Source organism: Leclercia sp. S52, assembly GCF_039727615.1.
GTDB lineage: Bacteria > Pseudomonadota > Gammaproteobacteria > Enterobacterales > Enterobacteriaceae > Enterobacter > Enterobacter adecarboxylatus_B.
The window spans coordinates 539,805-553,743 of record NZ_CP152474.1; the positions used below are offsets into that span (position 1 = coordinate 539,805).

General features: G+C 55.7%; 17 protein-coding genes and 1 pseudogene. 15 read left to right on the forward strand and 3 right to left on the reverse strand.

Going from position 1 to position 13,939, the window contains the following annotated elements:
* Positions 1-5: 5 nt before the first annotated feature.
* The 4 genes from AAHB66_RS02530 (at position 6) to AAHB66_RS02545 (ending at position 2,284) form a co-directional block, all read left to right on the forward strand.
* A complete protein-coding gene (locus AAHB66_RS02530; RefSeq protein ID WP_347115108.1) occupies positions 6-398 on the forward strand; it encodes a type II toxin-antitoxin system PemK/MazF family toxin in 393 nt (130 codons plus the stop codon).
* Positions 399-581: 183 nt separating this feature from the next.
* Entirely contained in the window at positions 582-959 is a 378-nt protein-coding gene (locus tag AAHB66_RS02535; RefSeq protein ID WP_347115109.1) for a VOC family protein, read from the forward strand.
* Between the two features lie 201 nt (positions 960-1,160).
* Complete coding sequence (locus AAHB66_RS02540) at positions 1,161-1,859, forward strand: hypothetical protein (RefSeq protein ID WP_347115110.1); 699 nt, start codon at positions 1,161-1,163, stop codon at positions 1,857-1,859.
* On the forward strand, positions 1,856-2,284 hold the full coding sequence (locus AAHB66_RS02545; protein WP_347115111.1) for a hypothetical protein: 429 nt from the start codon (positions 1,856-1,858) through the stop codon (positions 2,282-2,284). Before AAHB66_RS02540 ends, AAHB66_RS02545 begins: the two co-directional genes overlap by 4 nt.
* 94 nt (positions 2,285-2,378) lie before the next feature.
* Here AAHB66_RS02545 and AAHB66_RS02550 read toward each other — a convergent pair whose 3' ends face one another.
* Complete coding sequence (locus AAHB66_RS02550) at positions 2,379-3,386, reverse strand: LacI family DNA-binding transcriptional regulator (RefSeq protein ID WP_312806072.1); 1,008 nt, start codon at positions 3,384-3,386, stop codon at positions 2,379-2,381.
* A 185-nt stretch (positions 3,387-3,571) separates the two neighbouring features.
* Between AAHB66_RS02550 and AAHB66_RS02555 the strand changes: the two genes are divergently transcribed.
* The 9 genes from AAHB66_RS02555 to AAHB66_RS02595 all read left to right on the forward strand — a co-directional run bounded on the left by AAHB66_RS02555 (position 3,572) and on the right by AAHB66_RS02595 (position 11,193).
* On the forward strand, positions 3,572-4,660 hold the full coding sequence (locus tag AAHB66_RS02555) for a cellulase family glycosylhydrolase (protein ID WP_312806070.1): 1,089 nt from the start codon (positions 3,572-3,574) through the stop codon (positions 4,658-4,660).
* 45 nt (positions 4,661-4,705) lie between these two features.
* Complete coding sequence (locus AAHB66_RS02560) at positions 4,706-6,097, forward strand: MFS transporter (RefSeq protein WP_312806068.1); 1,392 nt, start codon at positions 4,706-4,708, stop codon at positions 6,095-6,097.
* 268 nt (positions 6,098-6,365) lie between these two features.
* Positions 6,366-7,610, forward strand: coding sequence for an MFS transporter (locus tag AAHB66_RS02565; protein ID WP_312806083.1), 1,245 nt, complete (start codon positions 6,366-6,368; stop codon positions 7,608-7,610).
* Positions 7,611-7,760: 150 nt separating this feature from the next.
* Positions 7,761-8,780: a mandelate racemase/muconate lactonizing enzyme family protein gene (locus AAHB66_RS02570; RefSeq protein WP_347115112.1), complete on the forward strand. Its 1,020-nt coding sequence runs from the start codon at positions 7,761-7,763 to the stop codon at positions 8,778-8,780.
* The gene (locus tag AAHB66_RS02575) at positions 8,774-9,031 is read left to right on the forward strand and encodes a dihydrodipicolinate synthase family protein (protein ID WP_347115113.1); all 258 of its coding nucleotides are present in this window, start codon (positions 8,774-8,776) and stop codon (positions 9,029-9,031) included. Before AAHB66_RS02570 ends, AAHB66_RS02575 begins: the two co-directional genes overlap by 7 nt.
* A complete protein-coding gene (locus AAHB66_RS02580) occupies positions 9,021-9,671 on the forward strand; it encodes a dihydrodipicolinate synthase family protein (RefSeq protein WP_347115114.1) in 651 nt (216 codons plus the stop codon). Before AAHB66_RS02575 ends, AAHB66_RS02580 begins: the two co-directional genes overlap by 11 nt.
* Positions 9,668-10,561: a 2-dehydro-3-deoxygalactonokinase gene (locus tag AAHB66_RS02585; RefSeq protein WP_347115115.1), complete on the forward strand. Its 894-nt coding sequence runs from the start codon at positions 9,668-9,670 to the stop codon at positions 10,559-10,561. Before AAHB66_RS02580 ends, AAHB66_RS02585 begins: the two co-directional genes overlap by 4 nt.
* Entirely contained in the window at positions 10,551-10,892 is a 342-nt protein-coding gene (locus tag AAHB66_RS02590) for a hypothetical protein (protein ID WP_347115116.1), read from the forward strand. Before AAHB66_RS02585 ends, AAHB66_RS02590 begins: the two co-directional genes overlap by 11 nt.
* A complete protein-coding gene (locus AAHB66_RS02595) occupies positions 10,822-11,193 on the forward strand; it encodes a hypothetical protein (RefSeq protein ID WP_347115117.1) in 372 nt (123 codons plus the stop codon). Before AAHB66_RS02590 ends, AAHB66_RS02595 begins: the two co-directional genes overlap by 71 nt.
* Here the strand turns inward: AAHB66_RS02595 and AAHB66_RS02600 are convergent.
* Together AAHB66_RS02600 and AAHB66_RS02605 are read right to left on the reverse strand one after the other, a co-directional pair.
* Positions 11,131-11,820, reverse strand: a complete 690-nt coding sequence (locus AAHB66_RS02600; protein ID WP_347115118.1) for a helix-turn-helix domain-containing protein — start codon at positions 11,818-11,820, stop codon at positions 11,131-11,133. The two genes, AAHB66_RS02595 and AAHB66_RS02600, sit on opposite strands and share 63 nt — an antisense overlap.
* Positions 11,821-11,955: 135 nt before the next feature.
* Positions 11,956-12,108 (reverse strand): annotated as a pseudogene (locus tag AAHB66_RS02605) (alpha/beta hydrolase); the annotation flags it as partial.
* 214 nt (positions 12,109-12,322) lie between these two features.
* Here AAHB66_RS02605 and AAHB66_RS02610 point away from each other — a divergent pair.
* Entirely contained in the window at positions 12,323-12,841 is a 519-nt protein-coding gene (locus AAHB66_RS02610; RefSeq protein ID WP_347115119.1) for a hypothetical protein, read from the forward strand.
* 43 nt (positions 12,842-12,884) lie between these two features.
* Positions 12,885-13,619: an N-6 DNA methylase gene (locus AAHB66_RS02615; protein ID WP_347115120.1), complete on the forward strand. Its 735-nt coding sequence runs from the start codon at positions 12,885-12,887 to the stop codon at positions 13,617-13,619.
* Positions 13,620-13,939 lie beyond the last annotated feature (320 nt).

The following is a 13,939-nucleotide window of genomic DNA, read 5'->3' on the forward strand; positions in this document are numbered from 1 at the left end:
TGCTTATGATTAATAATTACCATCCGTTACCGGCAATCGGTGACATTATCTGGTGTAAGTTTCCTCAACATGAGGATCTCGGTCATCCGGGGCCAAAAGCGCGCCCCGGTCTGATTTTGAATGTCTTCCCGGACCTCCATGCCGTCCTGATCGTCTACGGCACATCCCGTACGGAAACTGTCTACAAAGGCGAGTTTGTAATCGATAGCCAGCTTGAAACGGCAGGGTTAAGTTGGGCGACGAAGTTTGATCTTAACCGGCTGCAAAAGCTGCCTTTTAATACGGAGTGGTTTGCAGTTGCGCCGGGCGTAGAGATCGCTACGCCGTTGCCCAAAATGGGCGTGATCCCGCCAGTGTTTATTCCGGTTATGCGTGCCGCATGGGCTAAAAGAGGGTAACCGGCATTGCCCGGCGGCGCTTCGCTTGCACGGGCCTACGGGGAATGCATCGGGTTTAATATTGCGGGCTTTTGTAGGCCGGGTAAGGCGAAGCCGCCACCCGGCGTAAATGCTGATATGCCTGACTTTACGTCGATAAACATGCTAAAGAAGTGACATTAACCCATATCCAGGACTAGCCTCATGCTCCACGCCCTCAACCACCTGACTCTCGCCGTCAGCAACCTGCCGGCCAGCATCGCTTTCTGGCGCGATCTTCTCGGCCTGCGCCTGCACGCCGAATGGCACACCGGGGCGTATCTCACCTGTGGCGATCTCTGGCTCTGCCTCTCTTATGATGACACCCGAAAATTCATCCCGCCGCAGAACAGCGACTACACCCACTACGCCTTTTCTATCGAACCAGAACACTTCGAAACCTTTACGCAAAAGCTCAGAGACGCAGGCGTCACCGTCTGGAAAGAGAACAAAAGCGAAGGGGAGTCGTTCTACTTTCTCGACCCGGACGTGCACAAGCTGGAACTGCACGTGGGGGATCTCGCCACCCGGCGTAAAGGCTGATGAGCAATAGAGAATACTTCCACTGATTCTTAATGCCTAAATAATTAAGCAACCTATGCAATGATAAAATCCGCCTGAATAAAGCGTAATAACGTAGTTATAAAATTATTCGGGTTAAATTCCGAATAATTAAACCTGGCATAGACAACAATAAAATAGAGTACGTACCATCAGAGCTTTACTCCTGTAAGGATATACATCGTGAGCTCAAGACAAGATATCAAGGATGGTGCCGACTTCGAACATTCATTGAGAGGGCTGGTTTACACCGATGTGCTGGGGTGGATAGATATGGGCCATGCTCGTGGCGATGATGTCGAAGATCTAAGAAGACAGTTCATGCAGGGTGAAGGAAGCGGGCGAGATTACTATGTCGTGATGTATCGTCAGGATATGTACATAACAAAATTTTGCACTCGCCTGGGTATTGGGAGGTTTGCCAGATGGGAAATCAAACGCGGCCGTGATATGCAAGATATCAATCGTATGATGTTGGCAATGATGATGAGTACCGCATTGAATTTCGAAGACTTACAAAGCTATCGATTATTTAACTGGTATACTGATAGTGGCTTTAGTGGAGAAGATTTAGTCTCTGATTTGTTTGGATTTTATCGTGCTATCAGGCCCGGATTCTATACCGATCAGGTAAAGCCTGTCAGCTATGAATCTGCACTACGGCGTTGGGATTATTATGGGGCTATTGGTACTTTTAAAAATCGAGGTTTCAAACCCATCATTTTTCCCGATCCTGACGACCCCTGTGTTAAGCATGAGCCTTACATCGCTGAGCTTCCGATGTTTATGAAATGGTTATATCCCTGGGATGATTTTACCTCTGGCATTGTTAACGTCCTTACAGAAAATGGTACAGCATTTGGCTATACAGGAATGAGATGATGCTCTCCACGTTTGTTAGATTCCTCATTGCTATATCCATCACCACTTTAATCCTGGGCGGAATATTTATCTATTTAATCGCTTTCAACATAAATGGGGTGACGGTTTACAAAGAAGCCGATCGTTATAACTATTACTCCCTCACCTACAAACAAATTAAAAACGCGCCAAGAATCTCGCAAAATTACTATTTCGAATTTCAATCCGGCGATGGATATACGCCATCAAATGCCATTATATTCAAAGACGCTACTGACCCTGAACCGCTTCGAGCCTATCTTGCTGGTTCAGGGTACATCCGGCAGCAACGAAAACAGCGTGGAATGGAGGTGTGGTGCCAACCCAAAGAAACATGCAGCGATCGTGTCTATTTATACGTCGATAACCAGGCTAAAGAAGTGACCTTAACCCATATCCAGGATTAGCCCCATGCTCCACGCCCTCAACCACCTGATTCTTGCCGTCAGCAACCTGTCGGCAGAAGCCTTATTCGGGAATGGTGTTTACCTCAGACGAAGCTTAGCGCGAGCTGGATGCCCGCACCTTCAGCCTGCCCGCCAGAGTCACGTGCGTGGCGGCATCTTCCTGATTGCACAAATACTCCACGGCCAGCCGGCCCAGCTCGCTGTAAGGCAGCTGAATACTGGTAAGCGACGGGGTAAGCTGCTCGGAAATCTTCTGGTCGTCGTAGCCGGCCAGTAGCATATCGTCCGGGATCCTCACGCCGCCGACCGTCAACGCCTGATAGCAGCCAATCGCCAGCCAGTCGCTGGCGCAGAAGATGGCGTCCGGGCGTTCGTCCAGGTCCAGCAGCGCCCGGGTGGCGGTGTAAGACTCGCTGAACTGCCAGTTGGTCTGGCGCACCAGACGGTCTTCGTTGGGGAGTCCGGCCTGCTGCAACGCGGCCTGATAGCCTGCCAGCCGCTGGCGGGAAGCCTCCATCCAGTTTTCCCCGGTGATGTGCGCGATGCGCGTCGCGCCGCAGGCGATAAGATGTTTCGTCACCTGAAAGGCGTTGGCGAAGTCGTCCGGGATAAATGACGGCAGCAGCGGCGATGCCGGGTCGCGCTGGTTCAGCAGCACCAGCGGAATGCGGGTGCAGTCCTGAAATTCGGTCATATCCACCAGCGTGGTGACGGGGGAGGCGAGAATAATTCCCACACAGTTGCGCTTTTCCAGCTGGCGAATGATGTTCAGGGCCAGCTTCACGTCGTCGCCGTAATCATACACGGTGAGCAGCGCTTCGTTGCGCCAGGCCGCTTCCCGCGCCTGGCTGATGGCATCGATAAAGGGATCGTAGCTCTGCAGGGAGCTGACCAGCAGGGCGATCTCCTCCTGGTTGCGCGGGGCATGGATCGCGGGCAGGCGGTCGTAGCCCAGCTCGGTCGCCACGCCGATCACCCGCTGGCGGGTCTCGTCGCTAAGCTTGATGTTACGGGACTGATTGAGCACCAGGGAAACGGTCGCCTGCGACACGCCCGCCGTTCGCGCAATATCATTCATCGTGACTTTGTTTTTCCGCTTCATCCGTTCTCTCCCTCCTGCGACATCGCATCATACCTTAACTGTCCGCTTTAGCGCCGCCGATCACGTTTCTTCTTCACGCAGCAGCGATCTTTGTGAGTGCGGTCGCTTTTCTGCGCATCACGATTTGCGCATTCCCGCTTCGGCTAATATTTATTAGCTAAATATTATCAGCAAGAGGAACAACGATGAAAGAGCAATGGAGCAAGCCGCAGGCGCAGGCGTGGTATCAGCAGCAGGGCTGGCTGTGCGGGTTTAACTATCTGCCGTCCACGGCGGTGAACTGGACCGATATCTGGCAAAAAGAGACCTTCGATGCCACCACTATCGACCGCGAACTGGGCTGGGCGGCGGACGCGGGATATAACACGCTGCGCATCAACCTGCCGTTTATCGTCTGGGAGCACGACCGCGACGGCCTGATGGCGCGTATCGATCGCTTCCTTACCATCGCCGACAGCCACGGCATCAGCACCATGCTGACGTTAATGGACGACTGCGGCTTTTCCGGGGATGAGCCCTACCTCGGGCCGCAAAAAGCACCCGTGGCGGGGAAACACAACAGCCAGGCGGCGGCCAGTCCGGGGCGTGACAAGGTCTGCGATCCCGACTGCTGGCCGCAGATTGAGCGCTATATTCGCGACGTTATCCGCCAGTTCCGCGACGATAAGCGCGTGCTGCTGTGGGATCTCTACAACGAGCCGGGCAACCGCGGCATTTTTGCCACCGGTACCGAAGAGGTGCTGTACGACGCAAAACTGGAAACCTATGCCCATGACCTGATGAAGCTGGCCTTCCAGTGGGCGCGTGAAGAAGCTCCTTCCCAGCCGCTCACGGTCTGCGCGTGGCGCCTGCCGGCGGAAGAGGAGGGCGAGACCTTTTATCAGCACCCGCTGGATCAAACCGCGCTGGAACTGTCGGACGTGGTGAGCTACCACGCCTACACCAACACCGGCCGCATGACGGCGATTATCCAGCAGCTCCAGCAGTTGGGCCGCCCGATCTTCTGTACCGAATGGCTGGCGCGCCACGTGGGCGGCACCATCGAAGAGCAGCTGCCGCTGATGTATATGGCGAAAGTCGCACCCTATCAGTGGGGGCTGGTGCGCGGCAAAACCCAGACCTGGCTGCCGTGGCCGGTGGTGATGAAAGAGTCCGCCGACTACTGCCGCCTGTGGTTCCACGATGTATTCGAAGAGAACGGCATCCCGTTCTCACGCACGGAAATCGCGCTGATGCGCAAGCTGCGCAATATCGCTCCGAACGCGCAAGTCTAATAATAACGACCCGGCGGTTCGCCGCCGGGCTACCAGGTACGCACTATGGCAATGACAATGAAAATACCGTCTCGCGAGTTGTGGTCTTACTTTGGCTATGGTTTAGGTCAGTGTTTTAGCTTTGGTTTAGTGGGTTCGTTTATTAACTATTTTTACACCGACGTGCTGGGGATCTCCGCCCTGGCGGCGAGCACCATCTTTCTGATTGCCCGGGCATGGGATGCGGTTCACGATCCGCTGTTTGCCAGCATTATGGACACCATTAACAGCCGTTTCGGCAAGTTTCGTCACTTTATGCTGATTGCCCCGCTGCTGATCACCGGCGTCACCCTGCTGTCGTTCTATAAAATCGAAGCGGACATGACCACCAAAATTCTCTACGCCGGGGTGACCTATATTCTGTGGGGGACGCTGTACGCCATCTCGGATATCCCGTTCTGGTCGATGTCCTCGGTGATGACCAACGACTCCGGTCAGCGCACCCGCGCGGTGACGGCGGCGATGCTGGGGGTGAATGCCGGGATTGCCTGCGCCAACATCTTCTTTCCGAAGCTGGCGGCCTTCTTCGCCCAGCACAGCAACGACAAAGGCTACTTTATGGCAGCCCTGGTGATGATGCTGGTCGGCCTGCCGCTGATGCTCAACGGCTTTATGCAGATCAAGGAGCGCGTGCCGCCGAGCCCGGAAAAGGTGACGATGCGCGATACCTTCCACAACCTGCGTCAGAACAAGCCGCTGTTTGTCATCCTGATTTCGTTCTTTTTCTGCGTATTCCATAACGTCGCGGGCGGTATCTACATCTACTTCTTTATCTACAACATGGGCGATGGCGGCCTGCAGATGGCGATCGGCATTATGGGGATTGTGGCGGCGGTAGTGTGCCTGATTGCCCCGATGCTGACGCGCCGGATGCAGAAGCGAAAGCTGTTTATGATCCTCTGCGGGCTGGATATCGCGGTGCGCGTGGTGATGTGGTTTGTCGGCTATCAGCACACGGCGCTGCTGTTTATCCTGCTCGGCCTCAGCACCCTGTTCGTGATGATGACCAACATCCTCACCTCGTCGATGATTGCCGACACTATTGAGTATGCCGAGTACCACACCAACAAGCGCTGCGCGGCCATTACCTTCTCCGGGCAGACCTTTACCGGCAAGATGTCGGTGGCGGTGGGCGGCGGGTTAATCGGGGTATTTTTGACCCTGATTGACTATGTGCCGCAGGCGCAAACCCAGAGCGACAGCGTGCTGTCGGGGCTGTTCTTCGGTATCTGCCTGCTGCCGGCGATAGGCTCGCTGATCCGCCTTGGGGTGATGTCGCGCTTTACCTTCACCGAGGAGAAGCATGCGGAGATCTGCCGGCTGCTGGCGGAGCGTCGGAGTGGCACGGTGGATACACACGATGAGGGGCGGCTGGATCGCCCGGCGACGGCAAACTAAAAAAGCCTGACGCCTGCTGAGCAGGCGTCAGTGTTTTAACCGGTGTTTCACTATGTGAATCATTTCTCTCACAGCTTCTTTGATATCCCTCACGCAACCAGCGCCCTCGCTCGCCAGCCTCCCTGCATTCCTTACACTCAGTTCAAACACATCACGCAGATTAACTCCGTGCTTAACCTCGGGAGGTTAAATGGCTAACACCGATTCTCAATACACCGACGGCTATTCGTCTACAGAGCAGGGCGCACCTGCCCAAAGCCGTACCAAAATGATGCTCTCGGCGGGCATCGGGCATTTTATCGAGTGGTTTGATTTTGGACTGTACGGCACCCTGGCGGCGATTATCGCCACCAACTTCTTCGCCAGCGGCGATCCGGTTATCGGCCTGCTGAAATCCTTCGCGGTCTTCGGCTCTGGCTTTCTGATGCGTCCGCTGGGCGGGCTTTTCTTTGGCTCGATGGGCGATCGGTTAGGGCGGCGCAAGGTGCTGGTGACCGTCATCGTCATCACCTCCTGCTCCACCTTCGTGATGGGCATTTTGCCGACCTGGCATCAGGTAGGGATACTCGCCCCGGTGCTGTTGGTGATTACCCGTCTGGTGCAGGGCTTTGCCGCTGGCGGTGAAAGCTCGGGCGTCATTACCTATCTGGCCGAAAGCGCCAAACCCAACCGTCGCGCCACGCTCACCTGCTGGAGTGAAAACTTCAGTTTTATGGCCTTCGTCTGTGGCTCCGGGCTGGTGCTGTTTCTCACCCATACCCTCGGCGAAAGCGCCATGAACGACTGGGGCTGGCGCATTCCGTTCCTGCTGGCGGCCCCGCTCGGGTTAGGCGGGCTGTATATGCGCCGAAATATGGAAGACTCCAGCGAATTTAAAAAGCTGAAACAGACCGGCAGGCTGGAGAAAGCGCCCCTGCGCAAATCGCTCTCCACCTCTTCACGCGCCTTGTTGTTCTGCACCGGCTTCGTGGTGGTAAAAGCGGTCAGCAGCTGGGTGTTGCAGTCCTTTATGCCGGGCTATCTCTCGACCCATTTGCACTACAGCAAAACCGACGCCTATCTCATCACCACGCTCGGATTACTGAGCGTCGCGGTCTGTATGCCCATCACCGGCTATCTCTCCGATATCTGGGGGCGCCGCCCGCTGATGCTGATGGGCTGCGGGGGCTTCATCCTGCTCACTTACCCGGCAATGCTGGTGATGAGCCAGGGGTCGGTGGGTTCCTCCATCGCGGCCATGAGCATGCTGGGCATCTTTGTCGCCATGTTTAACGGCGGCTGCGGCGCGGCGATGGTTGAACTGTTCCCGACCGCCATTCGCTACGGCAGCATCGCCATCGCCTACAACCTTACCGTGGCGATCTTCGGCGGCGTCACGCCGCTGGCATCCGCCAGCCTGATCTCGCTAACCGGCGATCCGCTTTCCCCGGCGTGGTACGTGATGATCACCGCGCTTATCTCATTCATTGCCGTGTGGCTGGCCAAAGAGACCGCCGGCAAGGTGCTGGATTAACCGTTCCCGGAGTTGTTATGAAAATACGTCACGTTGAATGTTTCCCGCTAAAGATTACCCCAAAGCAGGCCTATCTCGGGGGGGAGCGTCGAGGGTCACGACAGCGATTACTACTATCGCCCGGAGTACCGCTGCGTCTACTCGCGCAAAATGGAGACCTGCCTCGTCAAAATTACCACCGACGACGGCTGCGTAGGCTGGGGTGAAGCGCTGGCCCCGGTGGTCCCACAGGTGATCGCGGAACTGATCACCCAACTTTTTGCTCCGCTGCTGGAAGGGCAATCACCTTTTGCCAGCGCAGTGCTTAACTCGCGTATGTACGATGCGATGCGCGATCGTGGCCATATTACCGGGTACCACATCGACGCCCTCGCCGCCGTGGATATCGCCCTGTGGGATCTCAAAGGCAAGCTGCTTGGCCTACCGGTGTGGCAACTGCTTGGTGGCGCTTATCGCCAGACGATCCCCTGTTATGTTTCCGGGCTGCCGGAGCCGGATCTACCCGCCCGCTGTCAGCTGGCAAAACGCTGGCAGGAGAAGGGCTTTAATGCCGTCAAGTTGGCGCTGGGCTACGGCGTGCGGGAGGACATTGCCAACGTGAAGGCCATACGTGAAACCCTGGGCGAAGAGGCGAAAATCTTCCTCGATGCCCACTGGAATTACAGCGTGGCAGAAGCCGCTGAGCTGGCCACGGCGTTGCGCGAATACGGCGTCGGTTTTCTCGAAGCGCCGCTGTTGCCGGAAGACGTGGCAGGGCACCGTGAGCTGCGGGCCAAAAGCCCGGTGGCGATTGCGCTGGGCGAAACCGAGCGCACCCGTTACCAGTTCAAACCCTTTATCGAGCAGCGGGCGGCGGACATTCTGCAGCCGGACGTGGGCCGCACCGGCATCAGCGAGCTGATGCACATCGCCTCGCTGGCGGAGACCTGGAACCTGAAGGTCGCTCCGCATCTCAGCGTCGGTCTTGCGCCCTGTATCGCCGCATCGCTGCACGTCGCAGCCGCCATCCCCAATCTCTACATGCTGGAGTATCAGCCTCCGGTCTTTGAGATTGCCAACCAACTTCTCACCACGCCGCTCATCTGCCAGCAGGGGGCGTACCAGCTGCCGCAGGGGCCGGGGCTGGGTATTGAAATCAATGAAGACGCCGTCATGGAGGCAACATGTTAAAAGGCAACGTACCGATTCTGGCCACCGCGTTTGATGCAGAGGGCGAAGTCGATTTCGCCTCGATTGAGCGGCTGGTGAAATTCCTCCTGCAACAGGGCATCGATGGCCTGGCGCTGTTCGGCAATGCCTCTGAAGGCTATGCCCTGACCCTGGACGAGAAAGAGGCGCTGTTCGCCTGCGTGAAAAACCTCACCGGCGATCTGCCGCTGGTGGCCGCCGCCGGGGGGGGCCGCCTCTGCGGTGGCGATTGAAGAAATCGTCCGGATACAGCGCTGGGGGGCTCAGGTAGCGATGGTCAATCCGCCGTCGGTGGTGAAACCCGGCCCGGAGGAGATCGTCAATTTTTACCGGGATATCTGCGCGGCCTGCGATATCGACATCATGATTCAGGACGCGCCGCTGATGACCGGGGTCAACATCCCGGTGGCTACCCTGGTCACGCTGTGCCAGTCGTTTCCGGCTATCAAGTACATCAAAGTGGAGCAACCGCCCACCACGCTGAAAATCACCGCCCTGAAGCAGGCGCTGGGCGACAGCGTCGGGCTGTTCGGCGGCCTGAACGCCGGTTTTCTCTATGAAGAGCTACGCCGCGGCGTGATCGGCACCATGCCCGCCTGCGAATTCCCGGACGTCATCAACATGATTTTGCAGGCCTGGCAGCACAATCCGCGGGAAGCGCAGTCGCTCTTCTATCGCTATCTTCCCTTCCTGCGCTATGGCGTGCAGCCGGGCATCGGCGTGGCGATCCACAAAACCGTGCTGCACCGGGCGGGGATCTTCACCACCGACGTGGTGCGCGAACCGGCCAAACGGCTGGACGCGGTCACCCGCGACGAGTTGCAGGATCTCACCGACGCGCTGCCGCTGGCAGTGTTTGGATCGCGGGTATGAATTACATTGCCGTTGACTGGGGGACCAGTAATTTTCGGGCGATCGCCGTGCGTGACGGCCAGGTGATCCGCACCGTGCAGGACACCTGCGGCGTGGCGACCTGCGAGCGCGCTGAATTGCCGTCGATCCTGCGTAAACAGCTGCTGCGGCTGGAAGACGCCTGGGACCCGCATCTGCCCGTGCTGCTGTGCGGCATGATTGGCAGCAATATTGGTATTGCCGATGCGGGCTACATGGCGTTGCCGCTTAGCTTCCGCGACCTGCTGGGTAAGGGCCGCGAACTGCCCGGCATCCTTAGCAACCCTCTGACATTGCGACCCGGTATCTGCGATCCGCAGGCCAACGAAGTCTGCCGTGGCGAGGAGATGCAGTTAGCCGGGGCCATCGCCCTGACGGACGCCTGCACCTTTGCCGCCGTGGGCACCCACAGCAAATGGATGACCATTGACCGCCAGCAGCAGCGCGTGACGGGCCTGCGCACCCTGATGACCGGCGAGCTCTATCACCTGGTGTTAAATCATTCGGTGGTGGGTAGAGGGCTCCCGCCTCAGGTGACCTCCGCCAGCGCCTTCAGCGAGGGCGTTGCCGTGGCGCAATCGGTCGAGGCCGGGCAGGGCGAACTGGTGAGCGAGCTGTTCCGCTGCCGGGGGCGGTACATTCTGGGGGATCTCGACCCGGCCAGCGCCGCCAGCTGGCTCTCCGGCCTGCTGATTGGGCACGAGATCCTGTGCGGTCACCCGGAAAATACGCGCGTCTGTTTTATCGGCAGCCGCGCCTTGCTTCCCCTTTACCAGCAGGCCTGCGAGCAAATCGGGCTGCCTTGTTCCACCCTGGAGGCGGAAACCGCGCTGATTGCCGGGCTCAATGAGGTATTTCGACATGATGACTAGCGCAGGGATTATCGCGATTTTACGTGGCATCACCCCTGCCGATTGCGTGGAGCAGGTGGCCTGCCTGCGCGATCATGGCATCACCACGGTTGAGATCACCACCAACTCACCGGAGTGGATCGCCAGCCTGCAACGGCTGCGTGATGCCTTTGGCGAGGGGGTGACGGTGGGCGCAGGCACGGTGTTAACGCCAGAGCATGTCGCTATCTGCGCCGCCGCCGGGGGGGCAGTTTATCCTCACCCCCAACCTCGATCTGCGGGTGATCCACGCGGCAAAACGCCAGGGGCTGGGGGTGTGCGCAGGGGTGATGACGCCCAGCGAGATTTTTAGCGCCTGCGAGGCGGGGGCCGACGTGCTGAAGATTTTCCCGGCCAGCGCCCTGCCGGAAAACTATCCGCAACTGATCAAGGGCCCGCTGTCAGCGCCGGTGCGCTTTTCGGCGGTGGGGGGCGTGGACGTCAATAACGCCGCCGATTACCTGCGCTACTACGACAGCGTGGGGATCGGCAGTGCGCTCTATCGCCCCGGGCAATCGGTGGCCACTACGGCGGAGCGCTGCTTCAGGCTGCTACAGTTGTGGGAGGGCGGCACCGCTGATTTTGCGCGCGGCGGAGATCAAAAAGTCACGTAACTTCGCGATGTCCAGCTTATCGCCCTGAATGTTCGACAGGGCGATGGCGGCCTGCATGCCCGGAATGATGCAGGCCATCCGGTAATCTGTGTCGTTAAAGGTTTTACCAAACACCTGATGACGGCGGGCCTCTTCGATATCACGTTTTAGCAACTGGTAATCATGGCTTCCGAGCCGGGCAACGATCTCTTCATCACTCATGGCGGCGAGCAATTTAATGCCAATAACCGAGTCATGCACCGGATAAGAGGCATAGTTGCCAATGGCTCTGGCAATGCTTTTTCCCCCACGCGTATGAATGAGATACACCACATTCTTCCCGCTCAGCACCCCCACGACGATCGATACCGAGTGGCTGCCGGTCTCCTCCAGCATCTCCAGCACCGCGGTGTAAAACGCTGAGTTATGGATCGCGCTGGCCGAGAGCCGGTGGATACCCATCCCCAGGCTGTACTTGCGTTTCGCATCCTGCTGCACCATCTCCAGCGCCAGCAGCGTTTGCATCAGGCGGGAGACTTTCGCCGGATCCAGCCCCATCTCACGGCCAATCTCACGAATACCAAAGGCACGATTCCCTGTCGCCAGCAGATTAAGGCAACGGAATGCGTCAAAGACAGTGCTGTTCATTTCACCTTCCGGGCAATGTATTCAGTGATTTGAGTGTAAGGGGAGAAGGGGAGGAAAAGTATTGTCGGTAACGACGAGTGTGAACACGACGGGAAAAAAGGATAACCGGGGAACCCACGTCCCCCGGGCAACGCCTTACAGCGACTTCACAAACGTCAGCAGATCTTCGTTCAGCTGGTCCTGATGGGTCAGCGCAAAGCCGTGCGGCGCATTGTCATACACCTTCAGTTCCGCCTTGCTAATCAGCTCCGCCGCCACTTTACCGGTGGTGTCGAACGGTAGGGGCTGTGTGTAGCCATCGCGGATGCCTATGGTAGCAGATATGCTAGGTGTCAAAGATAGACGCTAGACACTAGGCAGTGCTTTCGGCTGGACTATTTCGTTGTATCAGCAATTAACATAGCAAAGAAGTTACTCAAAAATGAGCAACTCATTATCCCAAACATGACAATTTTTTATTATGATACGCATTATTCATTTTTGCAGTAGTACAGGAATATCGATGAAGCCAGAGGAATCAGTTCGTCAAAAAGTAATCAAAAAACTTGAAGCTGCTGGTTGGTCTCATGACCGCCTTCGCTGGAAGCCAGAGTGGCCAATCCCGGCAACCCCACATGACTTATCAAAACGAGAAAAAGGTCAAAAATACAACATAGCGGGTTCCGCTGATCTTGTTGCTTTCGCTGACAATAGTGGGGCATCGCATGCTTTACAGGTAATTTTCGAATTTAAAGCCCCTCATCTTGATTCTGGTCGCGAGCAATTAATGCGTTACCTGTCGATGGAGCCAATGGCAAAATTAGGTTTCTGGACTAACGGCAGTGCAAGTTTGGCGATATATAAGCGACACGTAAACGATTGGTTGTTTGTTGAAGGTGCTCCTCTTCCGCAACCAGATGATGATTTAACTAGACCCCCCCGAACAACCTCTGACATGGAACACGCTTCAGCTTCCCACAGATGTTCAACTCAGCGCAGCGTTACGTCGCTTGGTTGCTACCGTCGTGGTTCAAGACTCTAGATCAACTAGACGCGAAGATCAGCTTCGTGAATTGCTTCATGTTATGCTTGTAAAGCTTGATAATGATGCGCATTTTTCATTACGTAAGCATGCTGATGAGCCAGTGCGGTTTCGTATTTATGGAGATGAGCAAACAAAAATCATAAAAACTGCTGAGCAAATTCGTAAGCAGTTCAAGGATTATTATGCACGGCAGCAGAACCGAGTTTTTAGTCAAGATGATCGAGATGAACTTCAATTAACCGATGAAACATTATATCGAGTTGTTGCAGAACTCAGTCCTTATCGAGTTCTTGGCGATGACATGGAGGTTTTGTCCAAAGCATTTCAGATCTTTCGAGCTAGTGCCCTCAAATCCGGCGAGGGTCAGTTCCTAACGCCTCAACGCGTTATCAGACCCTGCATAATGGCCCTCGAAATTACTTCTTTAGATTCAGTAATAGACCCTGCATGTGGCACTGGCGGCTTTTTACATGAGGCATTACGTCAAGTTAAAGAACATGAATTTCCTGATGAGTCAGAAAGTTATCACATCGTTAAATACGCAAATGACAACCTCTATGGTGTCGATATGGACAATATCGGTGTTAAATTAACAAAAGCATTAATGATAGCGTTCCGCGACGGCTCAACGCATGTTCTGCAAGGCGATTCAATACGTGTTCATAATTGGAAAAGCCAATTTCCACGTCTACATGAAGAAATTGGAAGTAATCAAACTTCCGATAAAGTCGCTCGTAAATTTAGTGTTGTCGTCACGAATCCCCCCCTTTGGTGAAAAGCTTAAGGTATCAGCCGCTGATGCTCGCTTAGGCCGTTATACTATCTCACGGGCCGCCGCTGAGGGAAAAAAACAGAGTATGTTGATTTAGAAATTGGGCTTATATTCCTAGAGCATGCATATCGCTTGCTGCAAATAGGGGGGGCGAGTAGGAATTATCCTCCCTGAAACTTATTTTTTCTCCTTTAGTTATCGCTGGTTATCTAATTGGCTTGAAAATCGATTTAAACTAAGGGGTATGGTGAATATCCCCATGGAGGCATTCGAAGAATTTTGCCGGGCAAAGACTAACTTCTACATATTTGAAAAGATCGCTG